Source organism: Nonomuraea sp. NPDC049750, assembly GCF_040659625.1.
Taxonomy (GTDB): domain Bacteria; phylum Actinomycetota; class Actinomycetes; order Streptosporangiales; family Streptosporangiaceae; genus Nonomuraea.
Map to the genome: position 1 here is coordinate 198,949 of NZ_JBFANB010000016.1, position 17,642 is coordinate 216,590.

A 17,642-nucleotide genomic window follows, 5' to 3' on the forward strand; every position below is an offset into this window, starting at 1 on the left:
ATGTTATCGCGCCTGTCCCGCAGCGGTATCGCCTCCGCCAGAGCTTCGTTCTATTGTGGGAGCCCGTCAAGCACCCGGGAGCCGCGAGTATGCGCGCCGATCTGGCCAGATCCGTCCGCCTCTTCCGCGCGTTCAGGTCCGAGCAGACCACGCCGAGCGACTACTACACCACGCTCGCCGCCGACACCGCCGCACAGCTGCGGCATTACGTCACGTTGAGCGGCAAGACGGTGCTCGACGTGGGGGGCGGTCCTGGATACTTCGCCGACGCCTTCAGACGCGACGGCGCCCGCTGCCTGTGCGTGGACGTCGACGCCGGCGAGCTGGCCGGACAGGGCGCGCCCAGCGGGGGTGTGCTCGGCAGCGCGCTCGACCTGCCGCTCGCCGACGCCTCCTTCGACGTCTGCTTCTCGTCCAACGTCCTGGAACACGTTCCAGACCCGTGGCGGATGGCGGCCGAGATGACGCGCGTCACCCGGCCCGGCGGCCTGATCTTCCTCGCGTACACGAACTGGCTCTCCCCCTGGGGCGGCCACGAGACCTCGCCCTGGCACTACCTGGGGGGCGACCGGGCCGCCCGGAAATATGAGGAAAAAAACGGGAAGCCGCCCAAAAATCGTTACGGCCAGAGCCTCTATCCGGTCTCGGTGGCCGACGGTCTGCGCTGGGCGCGGACCCGTACGGACGCCGACCTGGTCGACGTGCTGCCCCGCTACCTGCCTTGGTGGTGGCGGCCGATGCTGAAGGTGCCGATCGTCAGGGAGTTCGCCACGTGGAATCTGGTCCTCGTGCTCAGGAAGCGCCCATGAATCCGCAACAAGCACCCGTGAGCCTCCCGCAGACGCCCGCGACGGACCCACCGGCGGGCAGGGACGCCGCGCTCGACGGCATCCGCGCCCTGGCCGCGCTCGGCGTCTGGGTGCTGCACGTCGGCGGCAACACCGGGATCATGTACCGCGAGGGCATGTTCGCCTGGATGACCACCCGGCTGGGCATCGCCGTGCCGATCTTCTTCCTGCTGTCGGGCCTGCTGCTCTACCGCCCGTGGGCCCGCGCGGTCATCGAGGACACGCCTCGCCCCCGGCCGGGACGCTACCTGTGGCGCCGCGTGGTCCGCGTCATGCCCGCCTACTGGCTGGTCACGGCGCTGGCCCTGTGGGCGTGGAGCTCGCTCGACTGGACCGGCTGGGTGAAGTGGCTGTTCCTGCTGCAGAACTACACCGAGCAGAACCGCGCCCCCGACGGCCTCTACCAGATGTGGACGATGCCGATCGAGATGGCGTTCTACCTGCTGCTGCCGGTGCTCGCCTGGGTCCTGAACGTCTGGGCCCTGCACGCCTGGGCGCGCGGCGGCAACCGGCCGGTCAGGCTGCTGGCGGGCATCGCCGTGCTGCCGGTGGTCTCGCTGGCCAGCGTGGTCGTCTCGCACGTCTTCGACCAGCCGCAGCTGGCGCTCTGGCTGCCGCATCACCTGATCTACTTCGCCGCCGGCATGGCCATGGCCGTCCTGTCGGTGTGGATCAAGCAGAGCCAGGTCGTCGACGCGCTCGCGCCCCAGTTGCTGGTGCTGGCCCTGCTGCTGTACGCGGTGCTGAGCACCGAGCTGGCCGGGCCGCGCACGCTCACCCTGCCCACGCTGTCGCAGTCGCTGTGGCGGATGATCCTGGAGACGTCGGTGGCCGTCCTGGTGGTCGCGCCGTTCGCGCTCGCCTCCAGGCACGACTCACTGAGGCATCGCGTGCTGGGCAATCCGGTCACGGCGTACCTGGGGCGCATCTCCTACAGCTTCTTCCTGTGGCACGCCCCGGTGATCACCCTGTACTACAAGATCACCGGGGATCAGCCGTTCACCGGTGACTTCGTCAAGGTCGCGATCCTGACCTTCATCGCCTCGCTCCTGCTCAGCGCCACCAGCTACCACCTGGTCGAGGAGAGCGCGCTCAGGCTGGCCGGGCGCCGGCCAGCTCCTGTTCCTCCGCCACCGCCGGCTCCGGCTCAGCCGCCGGTGGTTCCGGCTCCGTGACCAGCTGCCCGAAGAGCACGCCCATGGCCGCGCAGGCGATGAGCTGCGGCACCTGGTCCGTCAGCAGCCCGACGTCCACCCCGTAGTCGCGCAGCGCCATGGCCGCCGCCAGCGCCGCCGTGGCCCCGCCGAACAGCCAACCGGCCACCCAGTGCACGGCCACCGCGCGCCGTACGCGTAGCAGCAGCACCGCCACGACGGCGGCCAGGACCGCGAGCATGCCGGGCCAGTCCGCCACCCAGCCGCCGAACGCCAGCCCCAGCACGATCACGTACGGCACCCGCCAACGCGACAGCCGCGAGTCGGCGGCGGCGGCGGTCGCCAGGACATGTTCGGGACGCGGCCCGCGCAGCACGAGGGCGAGCAACGTGAGCAGGGCGATCCCGGCCAGCCCGACGGCGAGCGCGAGCCAGTAGGGCCGGTCGGGCAGGTACTCCATGCGTACGGTCCCCGTTGTGCCGGCGGGCAGCTCCCAGGCCTGCTTCCAGCCGTCGATCCGGAGCGGCCGCAGCGCCTTGCCGTCGAGCTCGGCGCGCCAGCCCGCGTTGTAGTTCTCGTTGACGACGAGGAAGGCGTCCTTCGGCGCCGTCACCCGCGCCTCGCGTACCGACGACGACCATGTAGCCGGGACGGCCGCGCCCTCCACGGCGGGCGGCCCGGCGGGGAGCGCGCCGATCACCAGGTTCTCCACCGCGAAGGGGTCCCAGCCGGCGGCCCTGACCCGGTTGTCGCCGGCCGCCAGCGCGGCCTTGGAGCAGCCGGTGAACTTCACCGGCCGCTGTTCGAGCAGGTCGGCGAAGGTGCCGCTCACCTTGGTCGCCACGCTCGCGCCGTTGACCTGCAGCTGCGGTCCCTGCCCACAGGCCAGCCGGAACGGCACGCCCTCCGGCCTGCTGGCCGGCGCGACGCCGGGGATCACCAGCTCGGTGACCTGCAGCCGCTTGGAGGCGGGATAGAAGCGCAGCTTGAGCCGGGTCGTGGTGAGGGGCTTGAACGTCAGGTAGCCGTTGGCGTCCACCCGGCCGCTGCGAACGGCGCCCTTGTCACCGGTCACGGCCACGTCGAGCGGCTGCTTGTCGCCGCCGGGCCGGGCGATCTGGATCCGCGACAGGACGCGCTTGGCCCGCCAGCCGAGCGTGAGCGTGGGCTCGGGGTCGTCGGCGGCCGGGAGCCAGGTGGTGGCCGCGTCGGCGTCGAACGCCGACCGCGGCGCGACCACTGCGTCCTTGGTCGCCTGCGACGAACCGGTCACCGTGGTCAGGTCCCCGCCCAGCCGGGTGAAGCGGTCGACGAGCTTGGCGTCGCGCAGGACGGCGGAGCCGCGTACCGCGGCCTTCCGCCCCGCCTCAACGGTGAAAGTGCGGTCGAATCCGGCGCCTTCTTCGCCCGGCCTGGCCAGCAGCGGGTTGCAGATCCAGCGGCTCTGGTTCCGCATGCACCAGGGGCGGGAGTCGAGCCCCCGGTCCATGACGAAGGCGTCGCCGCCCTCGCCGGGCAGCCGGATCGTCCGGCCCGGCAGGATGCCGGGGATCGTGAGCTCGGTGATGCCCACCCGCTGCACGAAGCTCCAGTTCCTGTTGTACGTGGCCAGGATCTTGACGCGCAGCCAGCTCGTCGCGCCGGGCGGGACGCGCAGCCACTGCGGGCTGTTGGTCTGCTGGACGTCCTGCTCGATCCGGCCGCCCTCGCTCTCCACGGCCACGCGCTTGACCGACTGCCCGAGCAGCACGTTGTTGGTGAACGTCGCCTGGAAGCGCGGGATCACCCGCGGCCTGGGCAGGTCCACGCGCAGCCACTCGCCCTGGGGCCGGTGCCAGCCGCCGCTCTCCCAGCCGGTCTCGTAGTCGCCGTCCATGGCGGCCCACGGGCTGCGGCCCGTGGCGCTGAGGCCGGGCACCGCCTCGGCGTCGGCCACCGAGGAGGAGGCGGTGATGCTGGAGATGCCGTCGTACTCGGCGGTGGCGGTGTCGCGCAACCAGCCGTTCTCAAGCAGGTCGAGCGTCTTGACCCCGGAGAAGTCGTCGCGCCTGTCGGCCGTCAGCGTGGGCGTCCAGTTCGACCGGATCTCACCGAACTGCCGCTCGCGCAGTCGCAGCGCGTCGCTGGCCACGACCGGTGCCTCGCGCTTGCCCGCGTCGTCGTTCACCAGCACGGGGCCGTCGCCGAGCAGCCCGAGATCGCCCATCGCGAGCAGGGAGTCGGGGCCGCCGCGCACCTGTACGGCGTCGCCCGCCGACTGCACGCTGAGCAGGTCGGAGCTGCCCGACACCTCGTAGATCTCCAGGGCGGGGAACGGCCAGTCCACCGATTCGATCACGTCGTCCGTGACGGTGTCGCCGACCTCCCCGCCGAACGAGCGCACCTTCGTGATGCCCGGCGACTCGCGCAGCGCCTCGTAGACCCTGGACGGCCAGGCGCCTTGCAGGTTCGCCCGCATGAGGTCGTTCCTGACGACCAGGTAGCGCACGCCCATCCTGCGCAGCACGTCGGTCAGCCCCACCGAGCCGTAGCCGGCCGTGAGCCGCTGGTCGATGACGTCGAGCAGCCGGGTCAGGCCCACCGAGCCGGCCGCCGCGACCTGCCGGGTGGTCCAGCGGGCGGTGAACAGCGGCTGCATGGGATCGTCCATCGGCCGGCCCCAGAGGTATTCGCCGAACTTGGCGCCGGGCACGACCAGCACGCCGTCGTCCCCGGCGTTCTCGTTCACCCAGGCGGCCGCCTGCTTCCAGTAGAGCGGCACCTCCTTGAAGTCGCCGGGTGCGCTCAACCCCTGGTTGAAGACGGGGAGCACGAGTCCGGCCAAGGCCACCAGGGCCACCGAGCGCAGCCGCAGCCGGGCCCCGGCCAGCAGGTGCGCCAGGCCGAAGGCGAGCGGCAGCCGTACCAGGGGATCGAACTTCCGCAGGTTGCGCAGCGGCGCGAGCGGCCCGTCCAGCAGCCAGCGCACCGGCTCGGCGACCACCGGCTCCAGCGCGCTCACGTGCCCGGCGACCAGCGCGGCCACGCCCACGACGAACAGCACCAGCAGGAAGCCCTTCGCGGGCAGGTCGCGCCGGGCCAGCCCGGCCAGGCCGAGCGCGGCCAGCAGGCCGGTGATCGCGACCAGCACGGCGGAGGTGGCGATCGCGTAGCCGGCGGGCTGGTCGGTGACGCCGCCGACGGTCAGGTAGCGCACCCAGTCGGAGGCGCCGCGCAGCACGTTCGTCAGCGAGGTGACCTGCGTGGTCGTCGAGGCCGTCTCGGTGTAGGGCAGGAAGGAGAAGGCGTAGCGGCCCACGAGCAGCAGCGGCAGCCACCAGAACAGGGTGGCCACGGCGACCGCGCCCGTCCACCAGCCGAGCATCCGCCAGCGGGGCACCGGGGCGGGCCGGGTCAGGATGTAGAGCACGGGGGCGATGAGCACGGCCAGCACCGCGACCGCGTTCACGCCGCCGCACAGCGCCACGGCCAGCCCCGATCTGACCGCCGCCCTGGCCCGCTGGCCCGTCTCCGAGGCGGTGAGCAGCGGGATCAGGATCCACGGCAGCATCGCGGCGGGCAGCCACTCGATGGAGATCTCGCCGATGATCGACAGCGTGCGCGGCGCCAGCGCGTACGCCAGCGCGGCCACGATCCGGGCGCCCGGCGTGCCGACGCCGAGCTGCCTGCCCAGCCGCTCCACACCGAGGAAGGCCACGCACAGCAGCACCGTCATCCAGAGCCGCTGGGTCACCCAGGGCGCCAGGTTGACCAGGTCGCCGAGCGCGAAGAACGGGCCCATCGGGAACAGGTAGCCGGCCACCTGGTTCTGCAGCTGGCCGAAGTGCTGCGGGTCCCACAGGTGGGCGGCGCGCTCCAGCCAGCCGACCGGGTTGAGCGCCAGGTCGAGCTTGGTGTCGGAGATGATGCTGCCCGGCTTGGTGGTGAACGTCAGCACCGCGAAGCCCAGGCAGCAGAGCGCCAGCCAGAGCCTGTGCCGGACCCTGTCGATCACGGCTCCTCCCAGCCGGGTCCCGCCGTACGGCCATGCACCAGCGCGGCCAGCTGTTCCGCGCTCCGGTCCCAGCAAAACTTCCCCGCCCATTCCCGACATTTCATGCGATAGGTGTCGTTGAGTTCGTCCAGGGCCGCGGCGATGCCCTTGGCCAGGCCGGTGCTCCCGACGCCCTCGGGCACCAGCCAGCCCGTCTCGCCGTGGCGTACCGCGTCCCTGAGGCCGTCCACGTCGTAGGCGACGGTCGGCACGCCGAGCGCGGCGGCCTCCAGCACGCACAACCCCCAGCCCTCGCCCTGCGAGGCGTTGACCTGCAGCCAGGCGGCGGCGATCAGCCGCTCCTTCTCGTCCTCGGGCAGATAGCCGTGCATGGTGACGCCCTCCGGGAGCCGGGCGCGCAGCCGCGCCTCCTCCGGGCCCCTGCCGATCACGTCGACGGCGAGGTCCGGCCACCGCTTCCTGAGCTGGCTCACCGCGTCGAGCAGCAGGTCGACGCGCTTGTGCGCGACCAGCCTGCCGACGCAGACCAGCCGCGGTGTCCGGCTTCTGGGGAAGTCTCCGTCCGTGGAGACGTTCACCCCGTTGGGCACGATGTGAATGGGGCCGACCCAGCCGAGCCGCTCGCGCATGGCGCTCACGGTCGAGGGCGAGACGGCCACGCTGTCGCGCCCCTTGTACGTCCACCGCGACGCGGGCCCCTCCAGGAAGCGCCCGAACACCGCCAGCCACCGGGGCAGGTGCACGTCGAACTGCCGGTCGTGCACATGATGGACGACGCACATGACCTTGGTACGGCGAGGCAGCACCAGCGGCGTGAAGAACGGGATGCCGTTCTGGCAATCGAGCACCGCGTCGAACACGCCCCGGCGCAGCACCAGCCAGACCAGGACCAGGGGGTAGACGGTGAACGGCCCGCCCATGCGGGCCAGCCTTACCCCCTCGACGGTCTCCTTCCTGAGCTGGCCCGGCGCCCGCGCCGTGACGAAGCACACCTGGTCGCCGGCCCGCGCGAAGCGGCGGGCCATCTCCCAGGCGTACGTCTCGGCGCCACCGGCGGCCGGGTGCCACGGATCACGCCAGTTGACGACGGCGACGTTCACGGAGATCCGACGGGGTCGAGCGGCTGCTCCCACCTCGGAGTCACACCGGGGCTCGGCACGGCGCGCAGTCTGAGCCAGATCCGGCCCAGCTCCAGCAGGATGCCGACGCTGTGCCTGGCCGGGGAGAAGCGGGAGCCGGGCATGTCCCGCCAGTTGACGGGGATCTCCAGCACCGTCGAGCCGAACGCGACGCAGCGGGCCAGCAGCTCGACGTCGAAGGCGAAGCCGTAGGTGCGCAGCCCGTCGACGGCCTCGCGGACGAGCGCGCCGTCGAAGAACTTGAAGCCGCACTGCGTGTCGCTCACTCCGCGCACCAGTACGCGGGCCAGCGCGCGGAAGCCGACGGCGCCCAGCTCGCGCACCCGGCTGTGCCGGTTCTCGACATCGGAGAAGGCATGCGCCCGCGAGCCCACGACCACGCGCTCACCGGAGAGCAGCAGGCCGAACGCGACATCGATGGCGGCCAGGTCGGTGGCCATGTCGGCGTCGCAGAACCCCACGAACGGAGCGCTGGTGTCGAGCAACCCCGCGCGGACGGCGGCACCCTTGCCGGGAGTCGCGCACTCGACGAGCCGAACCGGAACCGGTCCCCGTGGCCAGGTCCTGACGATCTCAGCGGTGCTGTCCGTGCTGTTGTTGTCGACGACGATGACGGCGGTCGGGAACGGCATGCGGGCAAGCTTCGCGCACAGCTGCAGGAGCCCCCCCGGGAGTCGAAGTTCCTCGTTGAAGGCGGGAACGACGATCTCGAGCAGTGGTGGTCGGCTCGTCCTCTCGTCCCCTTGGGGGGAGGGCGGCATAACGGCTCGGACTACCGGTCGCCGTAGTTGTAGAGCGGGCGGTTGACGGGCGTCGCGGTGGCCCCGGTGAAGGACACGGTGGTGACCGTCGCGACGAGCGCGGCGACGGCGACACCGATGATCGCTGCTAAGAGGATCTTGATCACGGGGGGTTCCTCCTCGAGCGGCTAATGAGCGGGCGTCCCAAACTTAGAACCAATTCTTGCTACTCGGAAGTAGCTCTACGAAATCTTAATAAATACGCTGATCAGCGGACCTAGTGTTGTAAAAAACGTACAAACCGGCGGTCGGTTCGGTACAGTTTCAGGTCATCTGTGGCCACTAGCAGGCTCGCTCCGCTGAGCCAGCCCGCGAACCGCTGCCGCTCCTCCGGTGTCCCCGCGTCGACCACGATGTACCGGAAACCCGCTGCGGCCAGGTCTGGTGAGGGTCCTACTAGTACGCGTTCTAGCTCGCGTACCCTCTTGTCCTCGGCCTGGACGACCATGCTACCGACGCGTACCGAGTCGTTGGCCACCACCTCCCTGCCCGGCACGGCGAAGTAGCGCTGCGCCGGGTCGAGCACCGCCCGGTCCCCGTTCCACGGGAACCTCCGGTAGGACTCGAACGGCAGCACCAGCACGTCCCCCGGCTCCGGATCGCGCCGCATCACCTCACGGGCCTGGCTCCAGCCCTCCGGGTAGCTCACGGCCCGCAGCGCCCCCGCCCCGCCCCAGGCCAGGGTCGGCAGCACGGCCACGGGCACGAGCACCATCAGGACCGCCCACCGTCCGGCCTTCCCCGCTTCTTTTGCCAGCGCTTCTTTTGGCAGCGCTTCTTTTGGCAGCGCTTCTTTTGGCAGCGCTTCTTTTGGCAGCGCCTCTCGTTTCGGCGCCTCCCGTGTCAGGGCTTCTCTTGTCAGGGCGCCCAGCCCGACCGCGGCGAGGAGGGCCAGGGGCGCCACGAACTGCTGGGCGTCCCTGAACACCGCGAACCCGCCCCACACCCCGACCAGCCACCTGAACACCGCGCGGCCCGGCTCGGTCACCCCCAGGCAGGCGATCCCGAGCCCGATGGCCGCCGCCGCGCCCAGCCCTCTCGGCCGGTCCCTCATCAGGACGAACCCCACGATCCCCGCCACGGCCAGCGCCAACCGGGCCACCGAACCCACGGCGGTCTCGTACCCGGCCGGGACGGCATTGGCGTTCCAGATCCCGCCCAGCGACAGCAGGCTGCCCACCGCCCCGAACGGCCCGTCCGCCCTGGTCGCGAACGCGTCCACGCCCACCGGATCCCCGCTCAGCCCGCCCGGCCGCAGCAGCGCGAGCAGCAGCCACGGCAGGCTGACGGCCAGCAGCACCGCGCCCACCCGGACCCGCCGGCCCGCGACGGGCAGCGCCGTGAGTGCCGTGACGGTCATGGCCGCGAACCCCCCGACGGCGGCGGGCAGCACGGCGAGCAGCAGTCCGCGCCGGGCGAGGACCGCGCGCACCACCCACGGCAGCCCCGCGTACCCCAGCAGCAAGGCCCACTGCCCCATCAGCAGTCGCTCGGCCACGTACGGGTTCCACACGTAGTAAGCCCCGGCCACCAGCCGAGCCCCGAGCAGGCCCGAGGGCACGAGCAACGCGGCACCCGAGCAGCCCAGCACGAAGATCCCCAGCAGGATCGCCTTCTGCACCAACTCGGCCGGGACGACGGTGGCCAGCGCGGTGACCACGGCGTCACTGGGCACCACCCTCGGTGCCCCACCGGCCAGCCCGAACGTGAAGCGTGAGAAAGCCGGGTCCGGCACGAAGACCATGTCCTGCACCAGGACGAAACCCCAACCCAGAGCGGGTCCGAGGGCGAGGCAGCCGAGGACGAGCCCGAGCACGGCCGACAGCGGTCCGGCTCGGGTCGTGTGCGGCATCCCGCTATGACATCACAACCGAACAACGGCCATTCCCCGCAAATCACCCAATGACTACGCTTCCCGCTGGAGGCTTGAGGGGGCCTGGAGGGGGCGGGGTGGCGACGAGCGAGACGACGGTGGGGGCCCGTCATTGGCTGCGCGGCGGGGACGCCGTGATGGCCACCGCCCTGGCGATGATCGCCGTACAGCTCGTCTGGAAGTCCGGCCTCGTCCGGCGTACGTACTTCCGCCAGGACGACTTCACCTTCATCGCCCGCGGCCTGGAGCACGACCTGACGTGGGACTACCTCATGCGGGTCGACTACGGCCACCTGGTCCCCGGCCCGTTCGCGATCCAGTGGGCGATGGGCCGCCTGGGCGTGTACAACGACGTCCTCGCGCACGTCGTGACGGTCACTCTGTTGGGCGCGGCGGGCCTGGCCCTGCTGCGGCTGCTGCGCCTGCTGTTCGGTGCGCGCCCGGCCATCCTGGTGCCGCTGGGGTTCTACCTGCTGACGCCGATGACGATCTCCTCGCTGTCGTGGTGGGCGGTGGTGATCGAGACGCTGCCGTTCCAGATCGCGCTGCCGATGGCGTTGTGCTCGCACGTCCTCTACACCAGGACGGGCCGCTTCAGACACGCGCTGGCCGCGGCGGGCTGGACGCTGTTCGCGATGGCGTTCTTCGTCAAGGCGCCGTTCATCCTGCTGCTGGCCGTCGCGCTGAGCGTGGGCTGGCTCGGCTGGAGCCGGCGGCGGCAGTGGCCGGCCCTGCTGCTGTACGCGGGCCTGCTCACCGGCTACGCGGCCGTCTTCTTCCGCCAGCTTCTCACCTCCGTGCAGCTCACCAACGACACGATCCAGCCCAGCCTGCCGGACGCGGGGCTCGCGGCGAAGTTCGCCTGGACGCTGCTGTCCAGCTCACTGGTGCCGACGTCGCTGGGCGGACCCTGGCAGTGGCGCCCGATCGGCGAGGACTACGCGATGGCGGGGACGCCGCCCGCGCTGGTCTGGGCAGGGCTCGGCGTCGCGGTGGTCGTGCTGGCGGTCTCGGTGTTCTTCCGGCGGCGGGCCTGGCTGGCGTGGCTGGTGCTGCTCGCCTACTTCGCGCTGGCCGACGTGGTGCCCGTCATGATCGGCCGGATCCAGCAGCTCGGGCCGGACCTGAGCGGGGCCGAGCTGCGCTACGTGTCGTCCACGGCCACGGTCGTGGCGATCGCCATCGGCCTGGCGTTCATCCCGCTCGCCGGTGAGGAACGCCCCTGGCTGCGCGCCTGGCCGCGCCTCAGGTTCGCCTGGCTCCCGCTGGCCGCCGCGATCGCGATCGGCTCGGTCTGGTCGGTCGCGGCCTACGCCCGGCTGCCGTTCGGCGCGGACGTCAAGAGCTACGTCGAGACCGGCAGGCTGGCGCTCAAGCGCGCCCCGGAGCACGCGGTCGTGCTGGACACGCACGTACCCGCCAAGGTCGTCTACCCGATCTTCTTCTACGACTACGCGCTGGCCTCGAAGGTGCTCGGCCCGATCGCGCCGCACCCGGTGACCTGGGCCAGACGCCTCAGCGGCCCGGTACGCAACCCGCTGACCTTCGACCCGCAGGGCCGTCTGCGCCCGGTGAGCATCGACGGGCTGACGATCCCCCAGCCCGCCGGCTGCAAGCCGGTCGGCGCCCGCGAGGTCCGCTTCCGGCTGCCGGCGCGGCTGCCCGAGGGCGAGTGGACGGTCCAGGTCGGCTACCTCAACCCGGCCGCCACCCGGCTGTCGGTACGGCTCGGCACCGGGCGGGACGAGGTGGCCGCGGAGAAGGGGTTCGGCTGGACGTTCGCCGCGGTCAAGGGCGGCGGGACCGAACTCGTCATCCGTATGGCGAACGGCCCGGACGCCTGCCTCGGCGAGATCAAGATCGGCATCCCGAGACCGTGGGCCGACGGGACGCCGAGCCCGCTCCAGCCGGTCACCCCCTGAGCCCCTTCCCCAGGTGCCCGTGGAGGGCCGGGCCCCCGAGCCCGGCCCCCGCCGTCATTTACCCGGCTCAGGGTCCCTCGGCAGGCCGAGCATGCGCTCCCCGATGATGTTCAGCTGCACCTCGGTGGTGCCGCCGTAGATGGTCATCGCCCGGGTGGCGAGCACCGCCCGGTTCCAGTAGCCGGCGTCGCCGAGCTTCATGTCGGCCGCCACCACGGCCGCGGACCCCAGCAGCTCCACCGCCGACTCCGAGACGTGCTGGGCGTGCGCGGTGGACAGCAGCTTGCGTACCGAGGCGTCCGCGCCGGGCTCGGCCCCCGCCAGCTGCTTGAGCGTCACCCGCAGCGACAGCGCGTTGATCGAGTGCCCCTCGCAGATCACCTGCGCGACCTGGTACGCCTCGACCGGCGACAGCTCCCGCCCGAGCCGGCCGGCCAGCCCGAGCAGGTCCGGCACGGACGCGCCCGTGCCGCCCGACCCGGACGAGAGCGAGACCCGCTCGTTGGACAGTGTGTTGCGGGCGACCTTCCAGCCCTGCCCGACCTCGCCCACGACCAGCTCGTCCGGCACGAACACATCGTCCAGGAAGACCTCGTTGAACAGGTTCTCGCCGGTCATCTCGGTCAGCGGCCGGACCGTGACCCCCGGCGCCTTCATGTCGACCAGGAAGTAGGTGATGCCCTCGTGCTTGGAGCCCTCGGAGGAGTTGCGGGCGATGCAGATGCCCCACTCGGCGACGTGCGCGACCGAGGTCCACACCTTCTGACCGTTGAGCTTCCAGCCGCCCTCGACCTTGTCCGCCTTCATCTGCAGCGAGGCCAGGTCGGATCCGGCGCCGGGCTCGGAGAAGAGCTGGCACCAGATCATCTCGCCGCCGAGCGTCTTGAGCAGGAAGCGTTCCTGCTGCTCGGGGGTGCCGTACGAGACGATCGACGGCACCACCCACGCGCCGATGATCATCGCGGGCAGTTTCACCCGCGCGGCCTTGAGCTCCTGGGCGATCAGCACCTGCTCCAGCGGCTTGGCGCCGCGACCCCACGGCTTGGGCAGGTGCGGCATGACCAGGCCGCGCGCGGCCAGCGCCCGCTTCTGCTCCGTGCCCTCCAGCTCCTTCAGCGACGCGACCTCCGCGCGGATCGACTCGCGCAGCTCTTCGGCGTCCTCGGGCAGGTCGAGCTCCATCTCGCGCGTGACACCTTGCAGCGCGAGCGCGGTGACGGTGGCCGCCCACTCGGCCGACGAGCCGAGCAGCGCGCGGATCGTGAGCGCGCGGCGGTAGTAGAGGTGGACGTCGTGCTCGAAGGTGTAGCCGATGCCGCCGAAGGTCTGGATGGCGTCCTTGGCGCACCGCACGGCCGCGTCGGGCGCCATCACGGCGGCGATCGCGGCGGCGTAGTCCAGCTCCTTGCCGTCGGCGCGGGTGGCGTCCCAGACGGTGGCGCGCGCCTGCTCCAGTGCCACGAGCATGCGGGACAGCTTGTGCTTGATGCCCTGGAACTGGCCGATCGGGCGGCCGAACTGGACGCGGACCTTCGCGTAATCGGCCGCGGCCGTCACGCACCAGGAGGCCAGGCCCGCGGCCTCGGCGCCGAGCAGGATCGCGGCGAGATTGCGTACGTCGGAGCTCTGGACGCCGCCCAGGACGCCCAGGTCGGGCACCAGCACCTCCGACAGCTCCACCTTGGCCACCGGCCTGGTGAGGTCGAGGGACTTGAGCTCCGTGACGGTGGCGGACGAGGCGTCGATGATGACCCATTCCTCGCCCTCGGCCGTGGCGACCGGCAGCACCAGCGCGTCGGCCAGCGAGGCGCCGAGCACGTTCTCGGCCGTGCCGGAGACGATCAGGCCGCCGTCCTCGGTGAGGGTTCCGGTCAGCGTGCCGGTCAGTGCGACCGCGGCGGTGAGCGAGCCGTCGGCGAACGACTCCAGGTGCTCGGGCCGCTTGGAGGCGTTGATCACCGCGCTGGCCAGCACCGTCGGCACGTACGGCCCCGGCGCCATCCGCTCGGCCAGCGCCTCGACGGCGACCGCGGCCTCCAGCAGCCCGTAGCCGGAGCCGCCGAACTCCTCGGGCAGGTGCAGGCCGAGCAGGCCCTGCTCGGCGAGCCCCGACCAGAACGCGGGACGCCCGTCCGCCCCGGATCGCAGCAGCTCGGCGGGGATGTTCCGCGCCGCCCAGCCGCTCACTGACTCGCGGAGCGCCTCGTGTTCCTCGCTCAACCCGATCGCCATCGCACATCCTCCAGCCAGGCCCCGTTATATGCCAGAACCATATTCTAGAGCATGCTTCTGGCCTATGGGGTCCGTATGTTGAGGGCGATCGTGTTCAGGTCACGGTAGTGCGACTTGCCGCTCTGGGGGATCGAGGCGAACAGCATCGCCGGCTTGGTCTTCCCCACCTCGTGGATCGAGATGATGGCCTGCGAGGTCTTCTGCTTGCCCGAGACCGTGTAGGTCACCTTGTAGCCGACCATCCAGCCCTTGCCCACCGGCACCTTCTGCGATCCGGTCCAGGCGATCGTGGCGCCCGCCGGATACTGCGTGCGCAGCGTCCAGTTGACCGCCCTGACGGCGAGGCCGCGGTAGTCGGCGTTCTTGGCCGGCTTGGGCTTCGGGGTGGCGCCGGGGAGCATCGCCGAGCCGATCACCGTGTGCGGGATGGCGACCTTGCCGACGCGCTGGGCGATGGCGAACGGCGCGAACGACTTGGCCGTCCACGGCAGGCCCAGGCGCGGGTAGCTGATGCCGGTGGCCAGGTCGGAGATGGTGCCGATGGTGACGGTCGCCGTACCGGCCTGGTCGGGGTACGCGAGACTCTTCGGCACCTCAGGGAGCACGATCCCGGCCGCAGACGGCTTGGGCGAGGCGGAGCCACCCGGCACCGGGGAGACCGGGGCCACCTGCCGCGGGGGCTGCTGCGTGTCCTTCGGCACGTCACCGGAGAAGATCACGAACACCAGCAGGACGGCCAGCACGGTCGCGATGATGGCGCCGAACAGGTAGATGACCTTGATCGGGATGTCACCGACCCTGGCGAGCAGCCCACCCTTGAGGGTTGGGGGCGGGATCGGTGGCAGCGGCTGGACCGGCTGACCTTGGCCTGACTGAACCTGGCCGGACTGACCCTGACCGGGCTGGACCGGTGGGTGGTCGGGCGGCTGTGGCCGCTCTAACGGCCGGGGGACCATGACCGTCTCATCGGCGGGCAGGACGATCTTCCTGAACGGGGTGGTGGGAGAGTCCGAGGTAGGTATCTGGTCGCCGACGTCCGCCATGGCTTTCAGGTTACGTTACGAAGGAGCGGGATAATTCCGCTACTCGCTCGCCAGAATCTAGTTCTGTATGGTCGCGAGCATGAGGGGTTTTTACGAGATCGCCGCCGCCGACGCCGAGCGTCCCGCCCTGCTGGGCCCGGACGCCGCGACGTACGGGGAGTTGCTGGCCCGCGCCAACCAGGTCTCCCACGGCCTGACCGCGCGCGGAGTGGCGCCGGGCGACTCGGTGGTGACCGTGCTCAGGAACGGGCTGGACGCCCTGACCATAATGCTCGCGACGTACCAGATCGGCGCCTACCTCGTACCGGTCAACTGGCATTTCACCGACGAGGAGATCGCCTACATCGTGGCCGACTGCGGCGCGAAGGTCGTGGTCTCCCCCGCCGCGCTCAGCGCCGGCGAGCTGATGGCCGGTCAGCCGGACACCGCGCCGGAGCATCGGCGGGCCGGGTCGATGATGCTCTACACCTCCGGCACGACGGGGCGGCCCAAAGGCGTGCGCCGACGGCTGCTGCCCCTGACGCCCGAGGAGCTGTACCCGATCCTCATGCGCAAGAGCTGGCGGCATTTCGGGCTGCCGGTCGGCGGGGTGCATCTGGTGTGCTCGCAGCTGTACCACTCGGCGCCGTACGGTCAGGCGATGATGGCGCTGCAGCTCGGGCACTCGATCGTGGCGCCGGAGCGGTTCGACGCCGCCGAGACCCTGCGGCTGGTGGAGCGGCATCGGGTGACGAACGCGTTCATGGTGCCCACGATGTTCCACCGGCTGCTGGCCGTACCGGATCGGGAGGAGTACGACCTCTCATCGCTGACGCACCTCTACCACGGCGCGGCGCCGTGCCCGCCCGCGACCAAGCAGGCCATGATCGACTGGCTCGGCCCGGTGCTGTGGGAGTACTACGGCTCCACCGAGGCGGCCGTGGCCACCATGGTGTCGTCGCGGGAGTGGCTGGCCAGGCCGGGCACGGTCGGCAGGGCACTCGACGGCATGACGTTCACGATCGTCGGCGACGGCGGCGAGGAGGTGGCGCCCGGGGAGCCGGGCCTGGTCTACATCGGCGGCGTGAACCGCTTCGAGTACCACGGCGACCCCGGCAAGACGGCCGCCGCCATGCGCGGACCCGCCTACACCCCCGGCGACATCGGCTACCTGGACGATGAGGGCTACCTGTTCCTGCTCGACCGCAGGACCGACCTGATCATCTCGGGCGGCGTCAACATCTATCCCGCCGAGATCGAGGCGGTGCTGCTCGAACACCCCTCCGTGACCGACGTCGCGGTGATCGGTGTGCCCGACCCCGAGTGGGGTCAGCGGGTCGTCGCGCTCGTCCAGCCCACCGAGGGCACCTACACCGGCGATCTCACCGCCGAACTGATGCGGCACTGCGCGCCGCGACTGGCCAAACTCAAGCATCCGCGCGTCATCGAGTTCCGCGACGCGCTGCCGCGTACGCCCACCGGCAAGCTGAGCAGACGAAACGTCCGCGAGGCGTATCTTTCCAGTTGACCGGGGCAGTAGCCCTGCATGGGCAAGGTCGTTGCCGCGATCGCCGCCGCCATGCTGCTGGTCGCCTGCTCAGGACCGCCGAACACCACTGCGGCCCGCTCTACGACGCCCCCGACTTGGCCACCGTCCCAGACGCCCGCCGCCCAGGAGTCCATGGTGCCGTTGGAAGCGTCCTTCGAACGCACCATCAAGCAGGTGCTCCCGTCGATCGTGCAGATCACCACCGAGGACGGGCTCGGCTCGGGCATCGTGTACGACTCGGCGGGACACATCCTGACCAACGCGCACGTCGTGGGCGGGGCGAAGCAGATGACCGTGACCCTGGCCACGGGCAGCAAGGCGCACGACGCCAGGCTCGTCAAGAGCTTCGGCGGCGGCGACCTGGCCGTCATCAAGGTGGACGACCCGAAGGGGCTGACACCGGCCAGGTTCGGCGACTCGTCGAAGCTCCGGGTCGGCCAGATGGTGCTCGCCATGGGCAACCCGCTGGGGCTGTCGGGCAGCGTCACCCAGGGGATCGTCTCGGCGGTGGGCCGTACCGTGACCGAGCCGCAGGATCCCGAATCGCCCGGCGCGACGATCACCGGCGCCATCCAGACGTCGGCCGCGATCAACCCCGGCAACAGCGGCGGCGGCCTCGTCGACCTGTCCGGGCAGGTCATCGGCATCCCGACGCTCGCCGCGATCGACCAGGATCTCGGCGGCGGAGCCGCGCCGGGCATCGGGTTCGCCATCCCGAGCAACACCGCCACGGACATAGCCGCTCAGATCATCCGCAGCGGCAAGGTCACCAACAGCCACCGGGCCGCGCTCGGCATCAGGGGCAGTACGGTCATCGGCGACGACGGCCAGGCCGCCGGGGTCGCCGTGGCCAAGGTCGACAAGGGCAGCGCGGCCGCCAACGCGGGCATCAAGCCGGGGGACGTGATCATCTCCATCAACGGCCGGGAGACGCTGTCGATGGCCACGCTGGCCGAGGTGCTGAGCGCGCTCCAGCCGGGGAAGCAGGCCAAGGTGGGGGTCGTCAGGCTCAATGGCTCGACCACGACGATCACGGTGACCTTGGGCGTCCTGCCGGGCGACTGACTCTCCTCGCTTTTTCGCCAATGCTCTTTTCGCCAATGCTCTTT

Annotated in this window: 12 protein-coding genes; 5 read left to right on the forward strand and 7 right to left on the reverse strand. The window is 71.0% G+C overall.

All coding sequences use genetic code 11. The features are described 5' to 3' along the window. The first annotated feature begins 89 nt into the window (after positions 1-89). Positions 90-809, forward strand: a complete 720-nt coding sequence (locus AB0J16_RS35385) for a class I SAM-dependent methyltransferase (RefSeq protein ID WP_358547701.1) — start codon at positions 90-92, stop codon at positions 807-809. Beyond that, positions 806-2,023, forward strand: a complete 1,218-nt coding sequence (locus AB0J16_RS35390) for an acyltransferase (RefSeq protein ID WP_358547704.1) — start codon at positions 806-808, stop codon at positions 2,021-2,023. The genes AB0J16_RS35385 and AB0J16_RS35390 overlap by 4 nt, the downstream gene beginning before the upstream one ends. Here AB0J16_RS35390 and AB0J16_RS35395 read toward each other — a convergent pair. The 5 genes from AB0J16_RS35395 to AB0J16_RS35415 form a co-directional block, all read right to left on the reverse strand. Beyond that, entirely contained in the window at positions 1,941-5,996 is a 4,056-nt protein-coding gene (locus tag AB0J16_RS35395) for an alpha-(1->3)-arabinofuranosyltransferase family protein (RefSeq protein WP_358547707.1), read from the reverse strand. The genes AB0J16_RS35390 and AB0J16_RS35395 overlap by 83 nt on opposite strands. After that, positions 5,993-7,096 (reverse strand): glycosyltransferase family 4 protein, encoded by a 1,104-nt coding sequence (locus AB0J16_RS35400; RefSeq protein WP_358547709.1) that lies wholly within the window; start codon positions 7,094-7,096, stop codon positions 5,993-5,995. The genes AB0J16_RS35395 and AB0J16_RS35400 overlap by 4 nt, the downstream gene beginning before the upstream one ends. Next, positions 7,093-7,896: a glycosyltransferase gene (locus AB0J16_RS35405; RefSeq protein WP_357647703.1), complete on the reverse strand. Its 804-nt coding sequence runs from the start codon at positions 7,894-7,896 to the stop codon at positions 7,093-7,095. Before AB0J16_RS35405 ends, AB0J16_RS35400 begins: the two co-directional genes overlap by 4 nt. Before the next feature lie 11 nt (positions 7,897-7,907). Continuing rightward, positions 7,908-8,042 (reverse strand): hypothetical protein, encoded by a 135-nt coding sequence (locus AB0J16_RS35410; protein WP_263655675.1) that lies wholly within the window; start codon positions 8,040-8,042, stop codon positions 7,908-7,910. A 110-nt stretch (positions 8,043-8,152) separates the two neighbouring features. Continuing rightward, positions 8,153-9,787 carry a hypothetical protein gene (locus tag AB0J16_RS35415; RefSeq protein ID WP_358547712.1) on the reverse strand — a complete coding sequence of 545 codons (1,635 nt, stop codon included), beginning with the start codon at positions 9,785-9,787 and terminating at the stop codon, positions 8,153-8,155. Between the two features lie 98 nt (positions 9,788-9,885). On the opposite strand from AB0J16_RS35415, the gene AB0J16_RS35420 reads away from it, so the two are divergent. Next, positions 9,886-11,730: a hypothetical protein gene (locus AB0J16_RS35420; protein ID WP_358547714.1), complete on the forward strand. Its 1,845-nt coding sequence runs from the start codon at positions 9,886-9,888 to the stop codon at positions 11,728-11,730. A gap of 54 nt (positions 11,731-11,784) precedes the next feature. On the opposite strand, the gene AB0J16_RS35425 is transcribed toward AB0J16_RS35420, so the two are convergent. Both AB0J16_RS35425 and AB0J16_RS35430 read right to left on the reverse strand, forming a co-directional pair. Continuing rightward, positions 11,785-13,962 (reverse strand): acyl-CoA dehydrogenase, encoded by a 2,178-nt coding sequence (locus AB0J16_RS35425; protein ID WP_358547717.1) that lies wholly within the window; start codon positions 13,960-13,962, stop codon positions 11,785-11,787. Between the two features lie 62 nt (positions 13,963-14,024). Then, positions 14,025-15,005, reverse strand: a complete 981-nt coding sequence (locus AB0J16_RS35430) for a hypothetical protein (RefSeq protein WP_358547720.1) — start codon at positions 15,003-15,005, stop codon at positions 14,025-14,027. A gap of 79 nt (positions 15,006-15,084) precedes the next feature. On the opposite strand from AB0J16_RS35430, the gene AB0J16_RS35435 reads away from it, so the two are divergent. Then, positions 15,085-16,512, forward strand: coding sequence for an AMP-binding protein (locus tag AB0J16_RS35435; RefSeq protein WP_358547722.1), 1,428 nt, complete (start codon positions 15,085-15,087; stop codon positions 16,510-16,512). An 18-nt stretch (positions 16,513-16,530) separates the two neighbouring features. Beyond that, positions 16,531-17,598, forward strand: a complete 1,068-nt coding sequence (locus AB0J16_RS35440; protein ID WP_358547724.1) for a trypsin-like peptidase domain-containing protein — start codon at positions 16,531-16,533, stop codon at positions 17,596-17,598. Positions 17,599-17,642: the final 44 nt, after the last annotated feature.